Origin of the sequence: Xylanibacter ruminicola Ga6B6 (assembly GCF_000687715.1) — a bacterium.
GTDB classification, from domain to species: Bacteria; Bacteroidota; Bacteroidia; order Bacteroidales; family Bacteroidaceae; genus Prevotella; species Prevotella ruminicola_B.
This window is the reverse complement of sequence record NZ_JHXD01000007.1, coordinates 15,730-39,091: the sequence shown is the minus strand read 5'-3', so window position 1 is coordinate 39,091 and position 23,362 is coordinate 15,730. Positions and strand designations below refer to the sequence as shown.

Below are 23,362 nucleotides of genomic sequence, written 5' to 3'. Positions count from 1 at the left end.
ATGAATAATTCTTGGACAAGCCAAGCGGCAAAGCCGAGCGAAACATTTAGGGTAATTCTATAAGCACTTTGCGATAGATGTGGTTGCCGATGTCTTCGATGATGCCGTCGGCCTTCAGGCGACTGATGTTACGCGAGGCGGTGGGTTGCGAACAACCGAATACCTCCATTACGTGCTTGGCCTTGAACTGCTCGGGTAACTGGCGGTAACACTCGTCGTAGCGGGTGGTGCGGCGACGAACCACAAACTCCTTGTCCTGGTCGGCAAAATAGTGGAATGCCATCTCGCCGAAAAAGAACTGCTGACTGCGGTACTGTATCTCCATCACCATGCGGCAGAATCGGCGGTCCATGTCGTCCATCGTCAGTGTGCGGTTCTGTTCCCATTCCTCCCAATGGCGCATCACGATAAAAGGCAGGGTGATGCCGATGCCGTAATAGGGTATGCGCTTTAGCAGCATGCGGTCGGCCTTGTCGTGGTTAAACTCGGCTATCTCCATGTGCTCGGTCTGCCACTCGTAGGTTTCGTCGTTCAGTGCATCGATGGGTATCTCGCCAGCCACCTTATCCAACCGGTAGGCCCACATCTTCAGCGTTTCGTCGGCACCCTCAATCACCTCCTGATGGCGCTTGGCTTTGCCGCGGTCGGGCAGGGGGATAACTGCCAGTCGACTACTCATGCCGGTACCGAAGTTGCGCTGGTTTACCTTGCGATGCAGGGCGTAGGGCGTGCCGGTGTAGATGAAGTTCCAGTACACATTAAACATGCCGCTGATGCTCTCCTGATTGGCGTACATCTGTCCGTCCTCCTCGTTATGGAAGGCCTTTAGCTCCATAATCTCGCGGTCCTTCCAGTCGCCACCTTTGTTGTTCTTGTTTACGTTGTCCAACTCCGAGTCGAACGAGAACATGTGCAGCTGCAGCGGCTGGCCTTGGATGATTTCCTTGGCTGCCAGCATGTGGCGGATAAACTCGCCGGTGGCGGTGCGGGCGGGGTGAACGCGTATGCCTACTTCGGGCTTCTTGAGCGCCTCGGCCTTCTGTGCCTTGGTGCTGGTGGTACGCTCGGTGCGGCTCTCCTTATAGCGATTCAGGGCATCGGTCATGCACTGGTCGGCCTGTATGATAGGGTCGGCTATCAAGCGGTAAAACTCCTCGATCATGTGCTTGCCCGCACCAGGATCGCCAATGATAAAGATGCAGTAGTTGAGTCGGCGTATAATCTTTGGGTCGAACCAGAAGTGGTACCACGCGCGGGTCATCAGCGTGCCGAAGAGGGCGCCCGACGAGAAGAGTACTGCGGGCAGTTTATGTGGATGCAGGTTAACAAACAACTCCTTCATGCAGGGGTAGTACTGGGACATCTCGAGCAGTTCGGCAGCCCACTTATCCAGCGGCAACTGATCATAGATGTCGGCCTGTTGTTCTGTCGGATCGATGGCTTTTCTCAACTTGCTTGGCATATGCTCGTAGAACTTAAAGTCCATCACCGAACGCACCGTGCCTTCCACATCCTCGCCATCGTGTGCCAGCTCCTGTACCCAGGGCAGGGTCATTACCACTTCGGTAATCTTCTTGGCGTTACGCCCCACGATATAGCGCAGCTTGCTGGCCAGGTCGACCAGAGTGTTATGACGGTTGTTGGATAGGTTCACGCCCTCCAGATACTTGTTGATGATATCTGATACCGGCACGCCATCGTAAGTATTATCAGCCGTGTCTTTTTTACAAAAAGCCGCGTCATCCGTGCCTATTTTATTCTCTTTCGTAGCCTGCGACTGACCGTCTCGATATAGAGCATCAAATCGCGCAGAAAATGTTTCATCTTCATAGGTAAACAGTTTTTCTTCGTTAATATAAATAATGTCATCGGCGGTGGTCATGAAGGCCCCTCGGCTACCGTCCTTGCATGATTCATCGAGGGGCAGCCCCAGCTTGCGCGAAAAGTCGAGCTGGTTGTCGATGAGGTTGCCGATGGCGGGATCGGCGGTGAATACGGGCTTCAAACCTTGGCCTGATGGGGTAACGTAAACCAGCACGATGCGGGCTTGGTCTTCGGGCGAGAGGCGCTCGTAGGCTTCGGCCCAAATCTTTCGAACGTCGCCCTTCAGATGGTCGTAGTCGGCCACCACCAGTCCGTTCAGGTGTACATGACTCTGACTGCGCCACATCGCCGTTTCCTTTCGCTTTTCGCCTGTGCGTTTGTTCTCCAGTTCCTTCTCCCATTCCTCAAAGGTGCCTACAAATATCATCAGCGCCAGCTTTTTCTTCTTCTGACTGTAGGTCTTCTCGTCGCCGTTGGCCAGTGCCTGTCGGGCTTCGGCCACCAGTTTTGCCGTGCGTGGTGCGCGGCAGTAGGTCCAGAATACCTCGGGTGTAATCAGTCGCGTTCGCGAGTCAGTAAGTTGTTGTTGATAACTAAACATTTGTCAATTTCACTTGTTTGTTGATATAGTTTCTGTCGTAAATCCTTGAGAGTGTTTACCTCGAACTTCTGGTAGATGGTTACGAGGCGTGAGTTCTGTTCAAATAAAATCTTCAGGTGCTGCCTGTTCATCAGCATCTTACTGAAGGGTGGGGCAGGTGGCACGGCGGCCACCTGCTTTCGGTGTTGTTTCTTCAGCTTCTTCATGTCTTCGGTTATTTCTAAATACTCTAATGTCATTCTGCTACAAGTTCTAAAATCTTCTGGCAGCCCAGACGGGTCCAAACGGGATAGGTGGTTTTGCGCACCTCGCCTTTTAGCGTGTAATATTGGTACACGCGCTCCTGTGCCAGGCCCATGCCGCTGTAATTTTCGCTTAGGTAGTAGTGGTGGCCGCGGAATATCAGCAGTCCCTCTTTTACCAGGATCTTTGCTAACTTACCAAACGACATGTCGACCAATTCGGCCAGTTCTTTGGTGGTCATACATCCATCGGCCGGGGCGTTCTGCGTGGCAATCTGCTCTTGGCGAATCTCGTCGCTGCGTTGCAGAATGTCGCGCTCGGTTTCCAAAAGGAGATGAGGCTGCGGCTGGTGCGACAGATGCTCATTGATGGCCTGTTCGAACTCCAACTGTTCCCATCGTAGTACCAGGCGGGCGCGTGCCTCGTCGTTAAACTTGGTGGCTACGAAGAGGCTCTCGGTCTTGGTGAGCGAAAACACCGGTATCATTCGCACGCCGCCTTGTGGCATTCTGATCATTTCGGATGTGAGCGAAAATTTTCGCCCACATTCCTTCTCCCATGCAGGTTCCATCGCTCTGATGGCTTTCAGCACATCTTTGTGTGGCTTACCTGTAATGTTTGCGATTTCGCGCGATGTGATGCGTTGCGCATCCATCGGCATTGATAATGAACGTTTCTGTTTCATATAAATATAAATTGGTGAAAAACAAACTGTATCATCCGAAAAACCGTAGGTCTATATTGTATCAGCATGTATGAGATCGCTTGCAATAGGATTGCGAGTGCAAAAGTAGAGTCCAACTATCCAACTGCCAAAACTTTTTTGGCGGCAGTCAGTTGGTTGGCGTGTAGAATTGCTGTGGTTTGCGTGTGTTTATCGCCGTATCAGAAAAAACAAAAAATTAGCTTCCCCCAATCGGGAGAAGCCAGTTGGACAGAATTGGGATACGGTTAATTGGATTTTACGTAGTTTTGTACCCACTCCAGGTAGGGCTGCTCCTTTTTGCAGCCCATGTAGGTGGCGTAGCTGTCGATTGTTACCGTGAAGTCGTGTTGTACGCGGATGGCGCGGGCCAACTTTGGTTTGCTGCAATTGAAAACGCCTGCGCTTATTAGTGTGCCTGCCACCAGGGCTGGAATCTTGATACGTTTCTTGGTGTTGGCCCAGTCGACGATGATGCTCTTGCCTTTATCTGATGCCAGCAGCTTGACGATAAATTGCTCTATCCACTGGGTGGTGTACTTCTTGGTGTCGCTTACCAGTTTCATCACATCGGGTTGGGTGAGTATTTTCTTGATGATGATGGCTGGTGCAAAGTTGTTTAGCGGTTTAGGCTGCGGGCGATACTTGTTGATAATGGTTTGTAGTTTGGGATTCTGTGCCACAAGGTCTGCATTAACCATGTCAAGTGTCGCCTCGAGTGCAAACATAGCTTTGGCATCTTGATCGGAAAACTGCTGCATATGGTCGGATGCATATTTCCCGAAACTCTGACGATCGATCATCACGATATCGCCTTCGCGGATGAGATGGCGGATTAGCTTGGCGAGTTCCCGCTTTTGCTGATCGGTTAAGCTCTTTACCGAAAGCCATGGCAGTATTTCGGCTTCGTTTACCTTTTCAAGTTCCCAGTTGAAAACATCTTTATCATACTTCATGATATCGTGCTCCAATACATTCATAATCTTTTGCATGCGCTTGCTCTTCAGAGCGTCGGTAGAAAGATGACAAAGGTCGTTCTTCCAATTGTTGTATTCCTCTATAACCGCATCATCGGTAAATATAGGTTTAAGCAAATCATATAGTTCCTGGTAGTTGATGTTACCACCGCTGTTACTGCTCATCTCGGATGATTTGAGAATGGCCATTATTTCGCCAACAGCGTGGCGTAACATTTCATGCGCAGCATTTGGCACGATTGACATGACTGGACTATCAGGCGCTATAAGGCTTGTTAGGGTGTCTACAGCATTTTTAATTTTTGAAATAATTTCTTCGTTCATATTATTAGTATAAATTTTTAATTAATTGGTTGTTATTTGTCGGGCTGCAAAGATACTAAATATTGGCGATCTGTGCAAATTTTTAAGGTGATAAATACTATTCACTATTCATTTATTCACATGTACAGGAACAGTTTAGTATAAAAACTGCTATTGATTGGTGTACTTGTGTATTAATAATATATTATATAATTATATTATAATATAATTATATAATATAAATATATAGTTTGGTAAAACTAAAAACCTTCCTGTACATGTGAATAAATGAATAGTGAATAAAACTGCTCGTTTGCTCCCGATCGCAGAAACGTAACTTCTGAGGGTTAAAAACGTAATTTCTGGGCGCTGAAAGTTACGGTTCAGATTGTCTGGTGTGATGGTTATAAAAATTTACTGTGTATCTGTAAAATTATTACCAAAATGTTTGGTAGTTTCAAAAATAATTTGTACCTTTGCAGTGCAAATCAGATATGAAACGCACACACGGGAAGCGGCTGCCCGATGTAGTCAGTCGCACTTAAGTCTAATTAATACACACACATTATGGCAAAAGTATTTTATCTGTTGAAGCAGAACAAGGTGAAGAACTCGAAGGTAAATGGCAAGTGGTTCGCCCATCAGAAGACCATCGAGACCTTGAACACCCGCAAGTTGGCGAACCACATTAGTGAGCACGGCTCTATCTACACCCCCGACGTGGTGTTCGGCGTGCTGGAGAAGTTCCGCAGCTGTCTGGTGGAGATGCTGCTGGAGAGCAAGCGAGTGAAGATCGACGGTCTGGGTATCTTCTTCACCACCCTGGAGAACACCGAGGGCGGTGCCGAGAGCAAGGACAAGTTCCTGCCTCAGAAGAACCTGAAGGGATTGCACATCCGATTCCTGCCCGATTCGAGCACCGAGACCGACATCTCGAGTCGCGAGTTCATCAAGAAGGCCGAGTTTGTTAATGCCGAGACGTTTGCCGGCACCCTCGACGACGAACAGTCGTCATCGGGCTCGGGTAGCAGCGGCAACCAGAGCAGCAATACCGGTGGCAACACAGGTGGCAACACAGGTGGCGGTGGCAATACCGGAGGCGGCAATCAGCCTGGCAGCGGAGGCTCGGACATGAACTAACGAAAGGAGGTGAGTTATGAGTAAGAAGGAAACTGTTAAGTTCATCATCCAGATGATTGCCAGCATCGCTACTGCGATTGTTACGGCGCTGGGCGCTACCAGCTGCATGGGGGCATAAAACTATACCTGGCCTATTAAGTAAGCACCCTGCTTCGTGAAATATTCGAGGCAGGGTGCTAATTTCTGATTATGCTTTTAAGCCCATAATTGTAGCATAAGTCGGCTTTTTGCGATGGATTTCTGTTTGTATAAATCCTGCATCGTCCATCCATCCTGTACGTTCACAAGCTTCAGGCCCCAGTTGGTAAGTGGTGCATGCGTATAATTCATGAAACACAACATGGCACGTCCCAGCGATCCTTCAGGTCGTGCACACTGATTAAAAAACGACTTTAATAATCCCATTCTTGTTTATATTTGATTACTGCGTGCAAAATTACGGCAAAATAATAAGGTGCGCAATACCTAAAACTCGGTGTTTAAAGCATTGCGCACCCGTGGGTACAAACTGTTTTAATCAAAAGTTGGTATCCCGCACCATCATCGTGTTTCGGCGATGTGGCGGATACAGTCGGCCTTGTGGCTGCACGATGATGGCACTATGATGGCCATCATCGCAGCTACTGCCACAACTATTATCTTCTTCATTGTATCGGGTTACTTAAAAAACTGCGTAAAGGCCTTAACCGTATAAAGGTGATCGGCCACGCTGCCTGTTTCGCGACAACTGTGCATGGCCAGAATGGCATTACCCATATCCACGCCTCGCAGGGGGATGGATGATGCCAGGATGTTTCCCAGCGTGCTGCCACCTGCCACATCGGAGTGGTTGACAAAGCGCTGACAGGGCACGTCGGCCTGGCGACAGATCTCGGCAAATACGGCTGCCGAAACAGCATCGCTGGCATACTTCTGTGCGGCATTAAACTTGATAACGGGTCCGCCACCCAGCACGGGATGGTTGGTGGGGTCGTATTTCTCGCTGTAGTTGGGATGCCAGGCGTGGGCATTGTCGGCCGAAATCATAAAGGCACGCTCGATGGCCTGATACCAGGCTTCGACACTACCGCTCTGTGCGAGGGCGATGCGCTGCAGCATCATGGCCAGGAACGGACTGCCTGCACCCTGCTTGGTTTGCGAGCCCGTCTCCTCGTTGTCGAAAATGGCCAGCACCTTGGTGGCATCGGCTGTATCGGTATCAATCATGGCCTCAAGTCCGGCAAAGCACATCGACAGATCGTCGAGGCGACCCGACGACAGGAACTCATCGTGTACACCAAACGTGCAGGCGGGGGTGGCGTCGGCCAGATACAGGTCGAAGTCGAGTACCTCCTCGGGCTTGATGCTGAGTTCGCCGCAGATGATATTCATGAGCAGATTTCCCTTTTCGAGTTCATCGTTGATGATGCCCAAGATGGGGAGCATATCTTTTTGCTTGCTGAGCTTGACGCCATCGTTTACCTGACGGTTGAAATGGATGGCGAGGTTGCTGATTTGCAGCAGCGGACGTTTTACGTGCAGCAGCAGTGTCTGAGGGTTGAGTGCATCCTGGCCACGCACGATTACACGACCTGCGATGGTGAGTGGACGATCGAACCAGGTTGACATGATGGGACCGCCATACACCTCGGTATTCAGCTTTACGATGCCACCTTCGCACAGCATCTCGGCATTGGGCTTGATGCGGAAGGTAGGCGAATCGCAGTGGGCGCAAATCATGCGGAACCCAGCCTCGGCCATAGGCTTAAGGCCGATATGGAAGGCATAGACCGACGAATCGTTCTTGGTTACATACAGTCTGTCGCCTGCCTTCACGTTGCCAATCGGCTCGCGAGGGTCGAGTTTACGATAGCCAGCCTTTTCAAGTTCGGTGGCGATATTTTGTGCTGCCAGGAAGTTTACTGGCGAAGCATCCAGGAAATCTAATAATCTTTTTACGCGCATAATATCAAATTTATGTGGGTATTACTTAATAAACTTTACCTTTTCGGTATTGCGAGGGTGGGGGTGATAGTTTTAAAAATATAGTGAATTATTTAAATGTAAGCACTACTTGGCCCTGGGTGTTGGTGGTTACGATGGCCGTCATCTTGCCCTGGCGCCATGTTTTCTGATCGTTGCTGGTGAAACCATAGGTTTTGAGGTCCTTGCAAAGGGCTTCGGCATCGTCGGTAGCGGTGAGGGTGACGGCGGTGATGGCCTGCTTGCGACGGGCGAGCGAGGCTGTGGCCTGATAGCCATCCATCTTAAACGAGGCAGGCAGCACTTTGGCTGTGGCCTTGCCTACGGTGTAATCGTAGCTGGAGAGTACAGATTGCGCGCCTTTCAGGGTGCGGTTCTGATACAGCAGCACGCCCAAGCCTACCAAATCGGTATGGTTGCAGGCTGAGGCCAGTCCGCTGGCGATGGTGCGTGGAGCTGTTTCGTACTCCTTGTCGTCCATCTCGTTATAGGCCATCTGGTAGGCCTTGGCATCGTCGAGTGCAAAACCGAAGGTATAGCTGCTGGTGAGCGAACCACGCTCGTAATGCAGGCTAACGGTGCCTAACTGGGTCTGGATGGTGTAGGCCTCGCCCTGATTATCTACAAAGCCACGACCATAAACCTTAAGCAGTTCGGCCTTTACTTTGGCAAATCGGGTCTTTACCTCTTTTAAAGATGGGTAGATGGTATCTTCGGTTACATCAACGGCATATACGCGGTCGGTCCCATCGCTTACGGCCAATGTAACAGTACACTTGGCGCCGTACACCTCGCCATCGTAGATGTACGACTTGGCTGTGTGCTTGCCTTCGAGTACACGCTCGGTGAATCCTTTCTCAAGCAGCTGCTTCTCGAACAGGTTGGCCTTGATGCCCAAGGGGATGCCCATAAAAGCATTGCGATTATTGGAGTTATCGGCCAGTGTGGCTATATCGGCCATAGCAATCTGTGCTGCATCATCGATACCATCGGCACTCTTCTTTGCCTTTTTCTCGGTCTTGGCCTTCTTCTTGAAAATCTTCTTTAAAAACTGTGCATCGGCGGGCTGGCAAACCAACATTCCTGCCAGCAACGCAAAAATAATCTTCTTCATCATATTACATAACATATTAAAATCAGGGGCAAAGGTAAATAAAAAACTACGATAAAACGTGCCTTTGCAGCGAATATTAGGAAAGTTTAGAACTTATGTTGTATTTTTGTGCGTGGCATTTTACTGATTAGAAAAGCCCGTTGGCTGAATTTATTTGGGTAAATAAATTAGTTGTTTTACTTTTGCAGCGTAATTAAACAAATAAACAAAAATACAAATGAAACAGATTTTAGGGGTAATCGTGCATCTGATTGGATATGTGGTACTGCTTGGTATGTTTGCGATAGCATTAATTAGCGTTGTGTTTGAAAAACCAGTACACCCGCACGGAATCGAACCGTGACCAACGGAACCGGAATCCGTTATTCTATCCTTTAAACTACGGGTGCATGTGTTGCCAAATGCGGTGCAAAGGTACTAAAAAAAAATAATTTAAGCATATAAATACCAAAAATGTTGGTGGATTAAGTTTAATTTAGTACTTTTGTGCCGCAATTCAATAAAACCAAATAACAAGTAAAAAAGGTAAAATGAAAAAGGTTATAACAACAATCGTGGTTCTGGCTGTTATAGCAGCGGGCGTTTTCTCGCTCTCGTCATCGTCGGATGATACGGGACAGGAGATTTCTCTTACCAATCTGCTCGACTTGCTGTACAACTACGAGGGCACAGGCAGGAGGCCTAATACACCTCTGCAGTTTATCTGTAGAGACGATGTGCAGGAAGGCGACAAACACTATGCCGAGGTAGTTTATGGTCACGGCGTGAAGAAGGGCGACAAGAAAGATGTGGGCTACGAGATTACTACCTCATCGCCTCATGCTTATTTCTTCTGCATGAGTTTCGATTCGTCAGTAACAGCAGGTCTTTATTACGTAGACAAGGGCGATGCCGAACGTTTCCTGGCACGAATTGCTCAGGAGAAAACGGTGCAGTTTAACGGTAAGACCTTTAACGTGATTACCAAGCCCGACGATAAGCGCCTGTATATTACCAACCCTTGGGGCGACGGCAATTATGAAACACAGTTTGCCTTGTACCCAATTACAAAAGAGGGCGATTTTTATCGCATTGAGATAGAGGTATACGATTAAAACAATATTTGATTATTAAATCGGTAGCTGCATGATAAAGCGTGCGCCGGCAGTATAGGTGGTATCAAGTTTGATATCACCTTTTAAATTGCGTGCCAGTGAGCGTGCTATCGAAAGACCGATACCTGTACCATCGGTGTACTCGTCGAGCTGCACAAACTCGGTAAAGATATTCTCGGCCTGATCGGCTGGCACACCAATACCTGTATCTTCTACGCTGAAAATCACGTTCTGTCCGTCGATGTTTACATTGAGTACCACGCTGGCCTTGCCTTCGGGCGCCTTGCCCTTAAAGGCGATGGGCTGGGTAAACTTCTGGGCGTTGTCGAGCAGCAATGCCAAGGCCTTGACAGCCGATTTGAGATGGGTGGTGAGGATAACCTGACTGGTGCGTGCACCCAGCTTAAGATTAAAGTCGAGGTGGGTGGCCTGTGTAATGCCTGCCAGCTGGGCGGCCTGATAGGCGATGTCGGCAGGGCATATCTTATCGTTACACTCGGCACAGGTATGGGCGTTAACCATACTCAAGTCAAGCATCTTATCAACCAAACGGGTGATGCGCTCGCTGTTTTCTACAATCTTCTTGCTGATTGACTGCAGTTCGTCGGCGCTGATCTCGATATCAGGGGCTGCCAGTACCTGCGTAAAGCCCGAAAGTACATTAAGCGGTGTGCGCACCTCGTGTGATATCTGATGGATAAACTTACTCTTCATGCGCTCCGATTCCTCGGCACGCTTGTTGGCCTCGATGAGCTGTTTGTTGGTGTCGCTCAGCTTCTTGTAGGCTTTGCGACGCTGTACCAGATGCAGGTGCAGCAGAATGATGAATACCAGGCTTACGCCAATAACCCAAAGCATGCGCTGATGGCTCAGTTTGGCACGCTGCTCGGCTATCTCGCGCTCTTTACCCTCGGTATCGTAAACGGTAGAAAGCAGATCGGCATCGATAATTTTCTGACGTACCAGGGCCGAATCGTACAGATTAGCAATCTTGGTGGCTACCTGGAGTGCTGAGTCGCGATGACCTGCCATCAGGTTGACGTGGAATTTGGGTATCATAAATCTGCCGATATTCTCAAGGTCGGCTTCTTCGTAAGCACCTTCGGACATAAACTTATCAAGCTGGGTCATATTGTTGGCAGCCTCTTCGTATCGGTGGGTGGCCATCAGGTATCGGCAGCTGTTAATCAGACTGCTTGGCTGTTTGGATGTGGCTGTAGATGAGTAGTCGGCAAACGCCTTCTCGGCATCTTCGATACGTCCCATTGCATGTGCCTGCATGGCGCGCGTGTAGCTTATTTCGGCTTTCATCTCATCCAGATAAACCGAGTCGGGGTGGGGAAGCTTTAAGGCTTGGGCGTACAGCGTGTCCTGGCGCAGAATCCATGGGGTAACCTCGCTAAAGTGACCACGACGCATGTAAACGGTGGCGATGGCGTTCATGGTTTTCTGGCATTCGCGCAGGTCTAGGTCGCCGTTGTTGGTCTTCAGACGCTTCTTGATGGCTTCCAACGACTTGTCGAAGTTACGCATCGCATCGGCATTCTGTCCCAGACAGAGCTGACACTCGCCAATCATCTGGGCGATATCCTGATGGTTGGTAAACTCATTGTAGCCTGCAGCCCTGAGTTTGCGGTCGGCATTACGGGCCTGTCGCAGGGCACGATCGTAGCGGCGCATATCGCACAACATACGTACATAGTCCTTACTTGAGTAGATGAACGATTCGAGATCGGCCTCGGTTACCAGTTCGTTCACGCTTACATCGGCCAACTGGTTGTAAAGACTCAACGAGGCACGGTATTTGCCCATCAGGTTATAGGCTACAGTTTTATAAAAAATAGCTTTTACTCTCGATATGTCGCCTGCCTGCTGGAAACTGTCGCAGGTAGCCAGGAATTTGGGCCAGTCGCGTTCGTCGCTAATAGCCGAAACAATCGAGTCGGCTATCCCATAACCTTCAGCTGACTCGAAATTATTATTTTGTTGCTTTTGCTCGCAACTACCAAGAGTTGACAGTGCTAAAGTAATGAATATCAGTCTGATACAGAGTTTTGTCATCGTTAAGTTGTTTTTTATGGCGCAAAGGTACAAAAAAGGAACGAAACTCGCAAGCGAAAATCGAGTTTTCTGCATGGATCACTCACTGATCATTTCACAATCTGATAACCAGCGATTACAGCAATGAGTCCAAGGGCGAGGCTGAGCAGGGTATATAGCACTGCGGAAAGCATGGCGCCATCGCGTCCCAACAGCAGATTTTCATTCATGAATGTAGAGAACGTAGTGAAGCCACCGCAAAAGCCTGTAACTAATACCAGCTTGGTAGTTGGTGAGATCTGTCCTCCGAGTGACAGTCCGGAAAGCAGACCAATCAGAAAACAGCCAATGACATTGACTGCCATCGTTCCCCAAGGAAAGGCTACGGGTAGGCGGTCGAAGACCGGGAATGTGGCTACCCACGACTGAACAGCCTTGCTAATCAGATAGCGAGCACCACCTCCAAAGAAGCTGCCAATGCAGACCAAGAGTAATTCCTTCATGCTATAAAACTTTAACTATCAACATTGCACTTTGAACATACAGAAAATCCGCGTAACTTAATTTGTTAATCAGTTACGCGGATTATTCAGCGGAGAGAGAGGGATTCGAACCCCCGGTGCCTCTCAGCACGGTAGTTTTCAAGACTACTGTAATCGACCACTCTACCATCTCTCCAGTGCTCTTCTGTCTCGAAAGCGGGTGCAAAGGTAAGGAGAATTTTTGGAATAAACAAATTTTTCGCTAACTTTTTATAAATAAATTGCAAAATTAGTGGTTTTTCGCCCGAAAATGCGTACTTTTGAGTAAGCTCGAAGGTACTCACGCTCGAAAATACCCAAATAAATTTGGTATTTTACTCACTTATTCGTACCTTTGCACCCGTGATTTATCCAAATAACTTTGAGCGTAAGCTCGGATTCGATGAGATTCGTAGGTTGCTGAAGGCACGTTGCCAGAGCACCTTGGGGCAGGAGAAAGTCGACGAAATGGCTTTCTCGGTTGATGCCGATGTAGTAAATGAATGGTTAACGCAGGTGCGCGAGTTCCGTAGGTTGACTGCCGAACACGATGATTTTCCCATGCAATACTTCTTTGATGTGCGCGAGAGCATTGCGCGCATACGATTGGAGAATACCCATCTTGAAGAGGATGAGGTGTGGGATTTGCGTCGCTCGTTGGAAACAATTGCCAACATTGTGCGCTTTTTGCAGCGCGATGGCGACGAGAAACCTAACGGCGAGGTGGTGTATCCGTATCCGGCCCTGTACCGTTTAACTGATGGCGTGGCTACCTTCCCCGCTATGATTCGTCGTATCGACTCTATTCTGGATAAATTTGGTAAGGTAAAGGATTCGGCCTCGATGACGCTGGCTGGTATCCGTCACGACTTAGAGAAAACGCAGGGTAGTATCTCGCGTACATTATATACTATATTACATGCGGCCCAGCGCGATGGGTTGGTAGATAAGGATGCAGCCCCCGCTATGCGTGACGGACGACTGGTGATACCAGTGGCTCCACAGGTAAAGCGCCGTATTAACGGTATTGTGCACGATGAGAGTGCTACTGGTAAGACGGTGTTTATTGAGCCAACCGAAGTGGTTGAGGCAAACAATAAGGTGCGACAGCTGGAGGCTGAGGAGCGTCGTGAGGTGATTCGTATTCTGACGGTATTTACTGATGAGGTACGCCCGCACGTGCGCGAGATAATCGACTCGTATCAGCTGTTGGCTATGATCGACCTGATTCAGGCCAAGGCCAAGTGGGCTGAGCTGACTCAGGCTTTTGAACCAACCGTAAAGGCCGAACCTGTTATCGACTGGATTCGTGCCATCCATCCCTTGCTGCAGCTCTCGCTGGAGAAGAAGGGTGGGCATGTGGTGCCTCTGGATATTATGCTGAACCGTGCAAAGCGACTGCTGCTTATCAGTGGTCCTAATGCTGGTGGTAAATCGGTATGCCTGAAAACGGTTGGCTTGCTGCAATATATGTTGCAGTGCGGCTTGCCTGTTCCTATCGGTGATCGCTCTACCGCAGGTATCTTCGAGAGTATCATGATTGATATCGGCGATGAGCAGAGCATCGAGAACGATCTGAGTACCTACTCGAGTCATCTGATGAACATGAAGCAGATGATGAAACAGGCTGGCGAGCGCTCGCTGTTGCTGATAGATGAGTTTGGTAGCGGTACCGAGCCCGCCATTGGTGGTGCTATTGCCGAGGCCATGCTGAAGCAGTTCTGGAAGAAGCGTACCTTTGGTGTGATTACCACTCACTATCAGAACCTGAAGCATTTTGCCGACGATCACGAGGGTGTGGTGAATGGCGCCATGCTGTACGACCGACATGAGATGCAGGCCTTGTTCCAGCTGTCGATTGGTCAGCCTGGTTCGAGCTTTGCCATCGAGATTGCCCGTAAGACGGGTATCCCCGAAGAGGTGATTAAGGATGCCAGCGATATCGTGGGTCAGGATTATATCCAGAGTGATAAATACCTGCAGGATATTGTGCGCGATAAGCGTTACTGGGAGGGTAAACGACAGACCATTCACCAGCACGAGAAGAAACTGCAGGCCAGCGGCGAGCGTCTGGAGGCTGCTGTAGAAGAGATTGAAGCAGAGCGCAAGGCTATTCTGCGTAAGGCCAGAGAGCAGGCCGAGGAGCTGTTGCGCGAGAGTAACAAGAAGATTGAAAACGCCATCCGTGAGATACGTGAGGCTCAGGCCGAGAAGGAGCGTACCCGCAAGATTCGCGAGGAGCTGGATACCTTTAAGGAAGAGTTGGCCCAGGTTGATACCCGTGCTACTGATGAGGCCATTGCCAAGAAGATGCGCCAGATTCAGGAACGTAAGGAGCGCAGAGAAAAGCGTAAGCAGGAAAAATCTAGTAAAGCGGCCGAATCGGCCGCGGCCAGCACTAGAGATACTAGTATTTCTAGTAATGCTAGCGCTAGCCAGGCGCCATTGGCAGTTGGCGATACCGTACGTATCAAAGGCCTTACCAGTGTGGGTGTTATCGACAGTATCGATGGCGGAAAGGCTGTGGTTGTATTTGGTGGCATGAAAACCAAGATGCGCTTGGAGCGTCTGGAACATGCCGAGAAACCCAAGGAGCAGATGACCAAGGCCGAGGAACGTAACAGTAATATTGCCGGGTCGTATGGCGTGGTATCGAAGGATACCCGCAATGTGATTGATAATCGCAAACTGAACTTTAAACAGGATATAGATGTACGAGGTATGCGTGGCGACGAGGCTATTAACGCTATTACCTATTTTATAGACGATGCTATACTGGTAGGTGTGAGCAGAGTGCGCATTCTGCATGGTACTGGAACAGGAATTTTACGACAGCTAATCAGGCAGTATTTAGGCACTATTCCTAACGTTTCGCACTATCGTGATGAGCATGTGCAGTTTGGTGGCGCAGGCATAACAGTGGTGGATTTAGAATAAAAATACAATACTTGATTTAAATCGTGAAACTTCCCAATAATGCTTAAAAAACCTGAAAATATTTGGGAGGTTGGGTTATTCGTCGTATCTTTGCGCCAGTTAAGCGTAACTAAGCGCTGATATGAACGCAATTCCGACGTGAAGTCGGTACTCTCAATTTCAATGAATTTATCTAAAGGATAACGCGGTTTGTTCGCGAGAACCCTCCGCCTAAAGTATAGAGAATTATGATTGGTTTTATTAAGAAGACTGGTTTGAGCTTAATGGCTCTGTTTTTAGTAACTTTATCGGTTTCGGCCGAAGATTTTGCTACTCGGAGCAAAAAAGCGTTAGGCTTTGACTGGAATCCAGTGATGGATGCTATCATTAAAGTTGAAAGCGAAGGAAATCCCCGAGCCGTGAGTGGAAACTCAGTAGGCGCGATGCAGATTACTCCAGTACTCGTTAAGGAATGCAATAACATCCTGAGTAAACGCAAAAGTAAGAAGCGCTACACTTTAGACGATCGTTATAGTGTAGAAAAATCGAAGGAGATGTTTCTGTTGATTCAAAGCTATTTTAACCCGGAGAACAGCGTCGAGAAGGCTATACGTTCTTGGAATGGTGGTATGAATTATGGTATAAAAACTACTAACAGTTACTACCGAAAGGTTATAGCAAGAATGAAAAAGTAAATCTGATAATCCGATTGTCGAGGGCCTAAGCCCTGACGATCGGATCATTTTTTTTGTATGCAGTTTAATCTTGCAGTAAGTCGGGGTGGGAGATACAAACAAAAAATGCAAGCTTTTCAGCTTGCATCTCCTCGTTAGTTGCGGAGGCAGGATTCGAACGTGCGACCTCCAGGTTATGAGCCTGGCGAGCTACCAACTGCTCCACTCCGCGATGTTAATTTTCGCTGCATTTCAGGGTGTTTCCTGATTTGCGGGTGCAAAGGTACGACTATTTTTTGAATTGACCAAATTTTTCGGCCATTTTTTTGTAAATTTGTTGTTTTTGTAATATTTTTCCTCGTTTTTCTTGTCAGTTTCAAATAAAAGGCTTACTTTTGCACATCGTAGAATAGTGTGCAATTTTAAAATTTAGGAGGAAACAGACATGTCTATATCCAAGACAAGACAGAAACTGGTAGATGTAGCACGCCAGCTGTTCGCCAAGAACGGACTGGAGAATACGACGATGAACGATATTGCCCTGCAATCGGGTAAGGGGCGTCGTACGCTATATACCTATTTTAAGTCGAAAGAGGAAATCTACTATGCTGTTATCGAGAGCGAGTTGGAGCGATTGAGCGATAAACTCGATGAGGTGGCTGCCCGAAAGATCCGTCCACAGGACAAGATTATCGAGCTGATCTATACCCATCTCAGTATGATTCGCGAAACGGTGGTACGTAACGGTAACCTGCGTGCAGAGTTCTTCCGTAACATCTGGATGGTAGAGAAAGTGCGTCGCCATTTCGACGATGCCGAGATTGAGCTGTTCCGCAAGGTTTATGCCGAGGGTAAGGACGATGGCGAGTTTGATATCGACAACGTGGACCTGGTGGCTGATATTACACACTATTGTATCAAGGGCCTCGAAGTACCTTATATATATGGACGTATTGCCCATGGTATGAAGGAAGAGGATACCAAACCCCAGGTGGCCAAGGTGGTTTATGGCGCGCTGGGAAAGATTCAGAAAAGATAAACATTACACATTATTAATAATAGAAAACAATTATGGGATTATTAGAAGGTAAGACAGCGCTGATTACAGGTGCTGCACGCGGTATCGGAAAGGCTATCGCACTGAAGTATGCCTCTGAAGGCTGTAACATCGCATTCACCGACCTTGAGGTGAACGAGGAGACCGAAAAGGAAATTGCTGCTCTGGGTGTAAAGGCTAAGAGCTATGCTTCGAACGCTGCCGACTTTGCTCAGACCGAGGAAGTAGTTAAGGCTGTAAAGGAAGAGTTCGGATCAATCGATATTCTGGTTAACAATGCTGGTATCACCAAGGACGGACTGATGCTGCGTATGACTGAGCAGCAGTGGGATGCTGTAATCGCAGTAAACCTGAAGTCGGCCTTCAATTTCATTCACGCTTGTGTACCCGTTATGATGCGTCAGCGTGGTGGTTCTATCATCAACATGGCTTCGGTAGTAGGTGTTCATGGTAACGCTGGCCAGGCTAACTATGCTGCTTCAAAGGCTGGTTTGATTGCTCTGGCTAAGAGTATCGGTCAGGAGATGGGTCCTAAGGGTATCCGTGCTAACGCCATCGCTCCTGGTTTCATCGATACAGCAATGACTCAGGCTCTGCCCGACGATATCCGTAAGGAGTGGATCAACAAGATTCCTCTGCGTCGTGGTGGTCAGGTTGAGGATATCGCTAACGTTGCTACCTTCCTGGCTTCTGACCTCTCAAGCTATGTAAGTGGTCAGGTTATCCAGGTTGATGGTGGTATGAACATGTAATCAATTGATAATTATGGAGGTCGTTTACGAAGACAACCATATCATCATAGTCAACAAACAGAGTGGGGAGATCGTACAGGGCGATAAGACTGGCGATCGCCCCCTTTCTGAATTGGTGAAAGACTATATCAAAGAAAAGTACGCCAAGCCAGGTGCTGTTTTCCTGGGTGTGGTGCACCGCCTGGATCGTCCTGTTTCGGGGCTGGTGGTGTTTGCCCGTACCTCGAAAGCGCTTACCCGATTGAACAAGATGTTTGCCGAGGGGCAGGTGCATAAAACCTACTGGGCGATAGTAAAAAATCGTCCTAAGGCCCTCGAGGGAACACTGGAACATTGGCTGGTGCGTAACGAGAAACAGAACAAGAGCTATGCCTACGATAAGGAGCGCCCCAATGCCAAGAAAGCCCTGTTGAAGTATCGTGTGATAGGACAGACGGATAACTATACGGTGCTTGAGGTGAACCTGATGACGGGTCGTCATCACCAGATACGCTGTCAGTTGGCTGCTATGGGCTGTCCCATCAAGGGCGATCTGAAATATGGTGCGCCTCGCAGCAATCCAGATGGCAGTATCTCGCTCATGTCGCGAAGGGTGGAGTTCGTACATCCTGTTTCGAAAGAAACCATTATCGTAGAGGCACCGTTGCCCAACGACCCGTTGTGGCAGGCTGCATCAACCAGATAAACAAATGAAGAAAGTCCTGAAGTGGTTGGGAGTAGCGGTTTTGACACCCATACTGCTTATTGTGATTTTAACCGCGCTACTTTATTTGCCGCCTGTGCAAAATTGGGCGGTAAAGAAGGTGGCCGCCGTCGCCTCGGAGAAAACGGGCATGGACATCACTGTGGAACGGGTATGCCTGGAGTTTCCGCTCGACTTAGGCATCGAGGGCTTTCGTGCTTTACACCCGCGCTCGGCTTTGCCGCTTGGCTCGTCCAAGAATGATTCGATAGCTAACCAGACCGACACCATTGCCGATGTGCGCAAGATGGTGTGCGATGTGCGCTTGATACCCTTGTTTAGCAAGCGTGTGGTGATAGACGAGCTATCGCTGACTGATGCCAAACTGAATACCAATGGCTTTATTGGTGACCTGCGTATCAAAGGTAATCTGCAGGAGCTTTGGCTATCGTCGAAAGGTATCGACCTTGATCAGGAAACCGTAGAAGTGAATGGTGCCCGACTTTCAGAAGCCCAACTGGATATCGCCCTGAGCGATACAGCGGCTGTTGACACCACGGAATCGACAATGAAATGGATAGTAAATGCCGATTCGGTGAGTATCCTGAAGAGTAGTTTCATGGTTCACCTGCCAGGCGACACATTGAATGCCCAGGCCTATATGGGTAGGGCAGTGGCACGCGAGGTGCTGGCCGACCTTGGTAACAAGATTTATAAAGTGGGCAGTCTGGATTGGAACGAAGGACGCCTGAACTACGACAACCGCTACGAGCCAGAGGTGAGCGGACTGGATTATAACCATCTGGCACTTACAGATATCAACCTGCGTATCGATTCGATTGAATACGTGGAGCCTAACACCTCTCTTATTATTAGGGACCTGAGGGCGAAGGAGAAAAGCGGCTTGCAGGTAAATCACCTGTCGGCCCGCGTCACGATGGACGACAAGCGACTGACCATTCCCCAGCTGAGATTGCAAACGCCTGATACAGATATCGAGACTGAGCTGGCGATGGACTTTAATACCTTCGATGAACAACAACCTGGTGCGATGAAGCTGCGTTTGAATGCGCAGATAGGTAAGCAGGACGTGATGCGCATTGCTGGTGATATGCCACAGGCCTTTGTGCGTAATTATCCTAACCATCCCATCAGCATCAAGGGCTCTGTTAATGGTAACATGCAGCACATGGCGTTTACGGGACTCAACATCCATCTGCCAACTGCCTTCCGTATCACAGCTACTGGTACGGCTGATAACGTAACAGATATCACCAAGCTGAAGGCTGATATCGCCCTGAATGCCAAGACCGAGAATCTGAACTTTGCCTTGGCTTTGGCCGATCCTTCCTTTATGCGCGATTATCGTTTGCCAGGTATGGCGATAGATGGTAAGCTGAAGGCCGATGGCACCCGCTATGCCACCAATCTCACACTGCGCGAGGGTGCAGGCACAGTAAAGCTGAAGGGTAGCGCCAGCATACCAACTAATGCCAAAGGCGACTTGTTGACTGCTGCTATGAGCTACGATGCTGATGTGAGTATCAACCGCCTGAATCTGCATCATTTTATGCCTCGTGACTCGATCTATACCCTCACAGCCGATGTGAAGGCCAAGGGATATGGTACCGATTTCCTGTCGAACAAGAGCAAGCTGACTGCCAGTGCTAAGGTATATCAGTTGCAGTATGGCAGTTGGGACTTGAAGCAGATGAATGCCGAAGCCACCTTGGCAAACGGACATGCATTGGCATCTATCACAGGACATAACGAACTGTTGCAGGGTACCATAGGTGTCGACGCCATGCTGAATACCAAAAAACTGATGGCTACCATCAGTGCCGATCTGGATAAGGCCGATTTGTATCGTATGCGCCTGGTAGACATGCCTTTGGCCATAGGTATGTGCGGATCGGTTGATGTGGTATCGGATATGAAGCTCACGCACCGTGTAACAGGATTGGTAGATGAAATCTACATCAAAGGTAAGAACGAAACCCTGCGCCCCGATTTTATCGGACTGCATATCAATACTACCGTTGATACGGTGATTGCCCGTATTCAGAGTGGCGACTTTATTGTGAAGCTGGATGCTCATGGCAACTACGAGCGCCTGCTGAAGAAACTCAGTATCTTAGGCGACTCAACGATGGCGCAGATTGATAAGCGCATTATCGACCAGCCAGCCATCAAGCGTCTGCTGCCCGAGATGAAACTGCATGTTGAGAGTAAGCGCGACAACCCGATGGCCAGCTTGCTGAAGGCGCTCGACGTGCAGTTTAAGGAGTTGATGCTGGATGTGAACACCTCTCCTGTAACAGGTATTAATGGTCAGAGCTATCTCTACTCGTTGGTTTACGATAGTACCCGTATTGATACCATCCGTTTGAATCTGACGCAGAAGGGTGATCGCTTAACCTACCAAGGTCAGGTGCGCAATAACAAGCGTAATCCGCAGTTTATTTTCAATGCGCTGATTGATGGTACTGTTCACCAGCATGGTGCTTTGGTAGGTCTGCGCTTTTTCGACCAGCACGAAAAAATGGGCTTGCGCTTAGGCGTTACAGCCGAGATGGAGAGCGATGGTATCCGCTTTAAGCTGTTGCCCGAGCGCCCAACTATTGGTTATAAGGAGTTTAACTTGAATAAGGATAACTTCCTGTTTATGGGTCGCAACAAACGCTTGCAGGCTAAGGTGGATTTGATTGCCGACGATAAGACGGGTATCAAACTCTATACCGAGAACCAGGATTCTACCATGCTGCAGGACATCACCCTGAGTGTGAACAGCTTTGATTTGGGCGAACTCACCTCTGTGATCCCCTATCTGCCACGCATTACAGGTAAGCTGAATGGCGATTATCATATCCTGCAGGATAAGAACGAGAATATCTCTGTGGCCAGCGATATGGCTGTGCGCCAGATGACCTACGAGGGTTCGCCCATTGGTAATATCAGTACCGAGTTGGTTTATCTGATGAAGGAGGATGATACCCACGCCGTTGAGGCCCGCCTGATGCTCGACGACGAGGAGTTTGGTCTGTTGAGTGGTATCTACAAGAGTCAGGGCGAGGGTTTTATCGATGCCAACTTTACGATGACGCGTCTGCCTTTGTCGTTGGTAAATGGATTTGTACCCGACCAGTTGGTAGGCTTGGAGGGCTATGGCGAGGGGAGTGTAACCATTCGTGGCACCACCACTCATCCTGAGGTGAATGGTGAGATGTATGTAGATTCGGCTTATCTGGTCAGCATCCCCTATGGTATCCGCATGCGTTTTGATAACGACCCCGTGCGTATCGTAGGTTCTAAGCTGATGCTGGAGAACTTCGGACTCTACTCGAGCAATAACGACCTGCTGAACCTGATGGGTAACATCGACTTCTCGGATACCGAGCATATCATGATGGATATGCGTATGCGTGCCAATAATTTCCTGCTTATCAACTCTAAGCGTCAGGCCAAGAGTGTGGCGTGGGGTAAGGCATACGTTAACTTTATGAGTCGCTTGCAAGGTCCGCTCGAGGCGCTGAACATGCGTGGTCGTCTGGATGTGCTGGGTTCTACCGATATGACCTATATGCTGCTCGATTCGCCACTTTCAACTGATAACCGTTTGGACGAGTTGGTTAAGTTTACCGACTTCAGCGATTCTACCACTACGGTGGTTACCCGTCCTACACCATCGGGCCTGAATGTTGATCTTACTATCAATGTATCGCAGGGTGCCCATGTGGTTTGCGCCCTGAATGTAGATGAGAGCAACTACGTAGATTTGATGGGTGGTGGCGACCTGCGTATGAAGTATAATGCTGAGGGTATCAACCTTACTGGTCGTTATACCTTGTCGAGTGGCGAGATGAAATATTCGTTGCCTGTTATCCCGCTCAAGACCTTTACCGTTAAGGAGGGCAGCTACGTAGAGTTTACAGGCGATCCAATGAATCCTAAACTGAACATCACGGCTACCGAGCGTACTAAGGCTAATGTCACCAACGAGGCTGGTGGTACCCGTTCAGTGCTGTTTGATTGTGGTGTGATAATCACCAAGACACTGAACGATATGGGTCTGGAGTTTATCATCGATGCACCTGAGGATCAGACGGTGAGTGGCGAGTTGACTACGATGTCGAAAGAGGAACGTGGAAAAATGGCTGTGGCGATGCTTACCACCGGTATGTATCTGGCTGATACCAACACCAGTGCCTTCTCGATGAACTCGGCCTTGAGCTCGTTCCTACAGAGCGAGATTAATACGATAGCAGGTTCGGCCTTGAAGACACTCGACCTGAGCTTGGGTATCGATAACACTACTGATGCTTCGGGTGCGATGCATACCGACTACTCGTTTAAGTTTGCCAAGCGATTCTTCAATAATCGCCTGCGCATAGAATTGGGTGGAAAAGTATCGTCGGGTGCCAATGATGCGATGGGTGGTCAGAACCAGTCGTTCTTCGATAACGTCACGATGGAGTATCGCCTGAATCAGGATGCTACCAAGAACCTGAAGCTGTTCTATAACCAGAACGTTTACGATTGGCTGGAGGGCTACACAGGCGAATATGGTATAGGTTTTGTTTGGCGCCGTAAGCTGAACTCGCTGATGGATGTGTTTAGCTTCTGGAAGAAGGAACAGCCCATGCTGATGCCACGAACCACCACGCCTCGCGATACCATCCGTAGGGATAGTGTTCCAGCCACAAACAGAGAACGCCATGCTAAATAATATCAAGTATATACCCCTAGTGCTTTGTCTGGC

18 protein-coding genes and 3 tRNA genes are annotated in these 23,362 nt (G+C 48.9%); 9 read left to right on the top strand and 12 right to left on the bottom strand.

The window, feature by feature from the left end; translation table 11 throughout:
* Window positions 1-46 precede the first annotated feature (46 nt).
* The 4 genes from T500_RS0106100 to T500_RS0106085 form a co-directional block, all read right to left on the bottom strand.
* Complete coding sequence (locus T500_RS0106100; protein ID WP_036908636.1) at window positions 47-2,425, bottom strand: BT4734/BF3469 family protein; 2,379 nt, start codon at window positions 2,423-2,425, stop codon at window positions 47-49.
* Window positions 2,380-2,664: a hypothetical protein gene (locus T500_RS0106095; RefSeq protein ID WP_028907372.1), complete on the bottom strand. Its 285-nt coding sequence runs from the start codon at window positions 2,662-2,664 to the stop codon at window positions 2,380-2,382. Before T500_RS0106095 ends, T500_RS0106100 begins: the two co-directional genes overlap by 46 nt.
* Window positions 2,661-3,353, bottom strand: coding sequence for a Rha family transcriptional regulator (locus tag T500_RS0106090; protein WP_080694811.1), 693 nt, complete (start codon window positions 3,351-3,353; stop codon window positions 2,661-2,663). The genes T500_RS0106095 and T500_RS0106090 overlap by 4 nt, the downstream gene beginning before the upstream one ends.
* Before the next feature lie 266 nt (window positions 3,354-3,619).
* Window positions 3,620-4,672 (bottom strand): hypothetical protein, encoded by a 1,053-nt coding sequence (locus T500_RS0106085; RefSeq protein WP_196243480.1) that lies wholly within the window; start codon window positions 4,670-4,672, stop codon window positions 3,620-3,622.
* Between the two features lie 546 nt (window positions 4,673-5,218).
* On the opposite strand from T500_RS0106085, the gene T500_RS0106080 reads away from it, so the two are divergent.
* Window positions 5,219-5,791 carry a hypothetical protein gene (locus T500_RS0106080; RefSeq protein ID WP_028907369.1) on the top strand — a complete coding sequence of 191 codons (573 nt, stop codon included), beginning with the start codon at window positions 5,219-5,221 and terminating at the stop codon, window positions 5,789-5,791.
* Window positions 5,792-5,807: 16 nt separating this feature from the next.
* On the top strand, window positions 5,808-5,909 hold the full coding sequence (locus T500_RS16880; protein ID WP_155267454.1) for a smalltalk protein: 102 nt from the start codon (window positions 5,808-5,810) through the stop codon (window positions 5,907-5,909).
* 77 nt (window positions 5,910-5,986) lie between these two features.
* On the opposite strand, the gene T500_RS0106075 is transcribed toward T500_RS16880, so the two are convergent.
* From T500_RS0106075 to T500_RS0106050, 4 genes are all read right to left on the bottom strand, one after another.
* Entirely contained in the window at window positions 5,987-6,196 is a 210-nt protein-coding gene (locus T500_RS0106075; protein ID WP_028907368.1) for a hypothetical protein, read from the bottom strand.
* 252 nt (window positions 6,197-6,448) lie between these two features.
* Window positions 6,449-7,735 carry a M18 family aminopeptidase gene (locus tag T500_RS0106065; protein ID WP_028907367.1) on the bottom strand — a complete coding sequence of 429 codons (1,287 nt, stop codon included), beginning with the start codon at window positions 7,733-7,735 and terminating at the stop codon, window positions 6,449-6,451.
* An 88-nt stretch (window positions 7,736-7,823) separates the two neighbouring features.
* Window positions 7,824-8,867, bottom strand: a complete 1,044-nt coding sequence (locus T500_RS0106060) for a hypothetical protein (protein ID WP_196243479.1) — start codon at window positions 8,865-8,867, stop codon at window positions 7,824-7,826.
* A gap of 317 nt (window positions 8,868-9,184) precedes the next feature.
* Window positions 9,185-9,256: transfer RNA gene (locus T500_RS0106050), tRNA-Arg, on the bottom strand.
* A gap of 141 nt (window positions 9,257-9,397) precedes the next feature.
* Here T500_RS0106050 and T500_RS0106045 point away from each other — a divergent pair.
* Window positions 9,398-9,961, top strand: coding sequence for a hypothetical protein (locus T500_RS0106045; RefSeq protein WP_028907365.1), 564 nt, complete (start codon window positions 9,398-9,400; stop codon window positions 9,959-9,961).
* 15 nt (window positions 9,962-9,976) lie between these two features.
* Here the strand turns inward: T500_RS0106045 and T500_RS0106040 are convergent, their stop codons facing one another.
* The 3 genes from T500_RS0106040 to T500_RS0106030 form a co-directional block, all read right to left on the bottom strand.
* Complete coding sequence (locus T500_RS0106040; protein ID WP_028907364.1) at window positions 9,977-12,022, bottom strand: sensor histidine kinase; 2,046 nt, start codon at window positions 12,020-12,022, stop codon at window positions 9,977-9,979.
* Between the two features lie 89 nt (window positions 12,023-12,111).
* Complete coding sequence (crcB, locus tag T500_RS0106035) at window positions 12,112-12,504, bottom strand: fluoride efflux transporter CrcB (protein ID WP_028907363.1); 393 nt, start codon at window positions 12,502-12,504, stop codon at window positions 12,112-12,114.
* A 90-nt stretch (window positions 12,505-12,594) separates the two neighbouring features.
* Window positions 12,595-12,679, bottom strand: a tRNA-Ser gene (locus tag T500_RS0106030).
* 206 nt (window positions 12,680-12,885) lie between these two features.
* On the opposite strand from T500_RS0106030, the gene T500_RS0106025 reads away from it, so the two are divergent.
* Both T500_RS0106025 and T500_RS0106020 read left to right on the top strand, forming a co-directional pair.
* On the top strand, window positions 12,886-15,459 hold the full coding sequence (locus T500_RS0106025; RefSeq protein WP_028907362.1) for an endonuclease MutS2: 2,574 nt from the start codon (window positions 12,886-12,888) through the stop codon (window positions 15,457-15,459).
* 227 nt (window positions 15,460-15,686) lie between these two features.
* Window positions 15,687-16,133, top strand: a complete 447-nt coding sequence (locus T500_RS0106020; RefSeq protein ID WP_410543878.1) for a lytic transglycosylase domain-containing protein — start codon at window positions 15,687-15,689, stop codon at window positions 16,131-16,133.
* A gap of 138 nt (window positions 16,134-16,271) precedes the next feature.
* Here T500_RS0106020 and T500_RS0106015 read toward each other — a convergent pair.
* Window positions 16,272-16,344, bottom strand: a tRNA-Met gene (locus T500_RS0106015).
* Between the two features lie 213 nt (window positions 16,345-16,557).
* Here T500_RS0106015 and T500_RS0106010 point away from each other — a divergent pair.
* From T500_RS0106010 to T500_RS0105995, 4 genes are all read left to right on the top strand, one after another.
* Entirely contained in the window at window positions 16,558-17,151 is a 594-nt protein-coding gene (locus tag T500_RS0106010; protein ID WP_013065131.1) for a TetR/AcrR family transcriptional regulator, read from the top strand.
* 32 nt (window positions 17,152-17,183) lie between these two features.
* Complete coding sequence (fabG, locus tag T500_RS0106005) at window positions 17,184-17,921, top strand: 3-oxoacyl-[acyl-carrier-protein] reductase (RefSeq protein ID WP_013064524.1); 738 nt, start codon at window positions 17,184-17,186, stop codon at window positions 17,919-17,921.
* Between the two features lie 13 nt (window positions 17,922-17,934).
* Window positions 17,935-18,606, top strand: a complete 672-nt coding sequence (locus tag T500_RS0106000) for an RluA family pseudouridine synthase (RefSeq protein WP_028907360.1) — start codon at window positions 17,935-17,937, stop codon at window positions 18,604-18,606.
* A 94-nt stretch (window positions 18,607-18,700) separates the two neighbouring features.
* Window positions 18,701-23,329, top strand: coding sequence for a translocation/assembly module TamB domain-containing protein (locus tag T500_RS0105995; protein WP_051611908.1), 4,629 nt, complete (start codon window positions 18,701-18,703; stop codon window positions 23,327-23,329).
* Window positions 23,330-23,362: the final 33 nt, after the last annotated feature.

What these genes read in the sequence shown, in the direction of transcription:
- T500_RS0106090 (WP_080694811.1), bottom strand. Translation starts at nt 3,353, where the DNA reads ATGAAACAGAAACGTTCATTATCAATGCCGATGGATGCGCAACGCATC.
- T500_RS0106095 (WP_028907372.1), bottom strand. Translation starts at nt 2,664, where the DNA reads ATGACATTAGAGTATTTAGAAATAACCGAAGACATGAAGAAGCTGAAG.
- T500_RS0106000 (WP_028907360.1), top strand. Translation starts at nt 17,935, where the DNA reads ATGGAGGTCGTTTACGAAGACAACCATATCATCATAGTCAACAAACAG.
- T500_RS0106100 (WP_036908636.1), bottom strand. Translation starts at nt 2,425, where the DNA reads ATGTTTAGTTATCAACAACAACTTACTGACTCGCGAACGCGACTGATT.
- T500_RS0106075 (WP_028907368.1), bottom strand. Translation starts at nt 6,196, where the DNA reads ATGGGATTATTAAAGTCGTTTTTTAATCAGTGTGCACGACCTGAAGGA.
- T500_RS0106020 (WP_410543878.1), top strand. Translation starts at nt 15,687, where the DNA reads ATGATTGGTTTTATTAAGAAGACTGGTTTGAGCTTAATGGCTCTGTTT.
- T500_RS16880 (WP_155267454.1), top strand. Translation starts at nt 5,808, where the DNA reads ATGAGTAAGAAGGAAACTGTTAAGTTCATCATCCAGATGATTGCCAGC.
- T500_RS0106010 (WP_013065131.1), top strand. Translation starts at nt 16,558, where the DNA reads ATGTCTATATCCAAGACAAGACAGAAACTGGTAGATGTAGCACGCCAG.
- T500_RS0106085 (WP_196243480.1), bottom strand. Translation starts at nt 4,672, where the DNA reads ATGAACGAAGAAATTATTTCAAAAATTAAAAATGCTGTAGACACCCTA.
- T500_RS0106040 (WP_028907364.1), bottom strand. Translation starts at nt 12,022, where the DNA reads ATGACAAAACTCTGTATCAGACTGATATTCATTACTTTAGCACTGTCA.
- T500_RS0106045 (WP_028907365.1), top strand. Translation starts at nt 9,398, where the DNA reads ATGAAAAAGGTTATAACAACAATCGTGGTTCTGGCTGTTATAGCAGCG.
- T500_RS0106080 (WP_028907369.1), top strand. Translation starts at nt 5,219, where the DNA reads ATGGCAAAAGTATTTTATCTGTTGAAGCAGAACAAGGTGAAGAACTCG.
- fabG (WP_013064524.1), top strand. Translation starts at nt 17,184, where the DNA reads ATGGGATTATTAGAAGGTAAGACAGCGCTGATTACAGGTGCTGCACGC.
- T500_RS0106060 (WP_196243479.1), bottom strand. Translation starts at nt 8,867, where the DNA reads ATGAAGAAGATTATTTTTGCGTTGCTGGCAGGAATGTTGGTTTGCCAG.
- T500_RS0106065 (WP_028907367.1), bottom strand. Translation starts at nt 7,735, where the DNA reads ATGCGCGTAAAAAGATTATTAGATTTCCTGGATGCTTCGCCAGTAAAC.
- crcB (WP_028907363.1), bottom strand. Translation starts at nt 12,504, where the DNA reads ATGAAGGAATTACTCTTGGTCTGCATTGGCAGCTTCTTTGGAGGTGGT.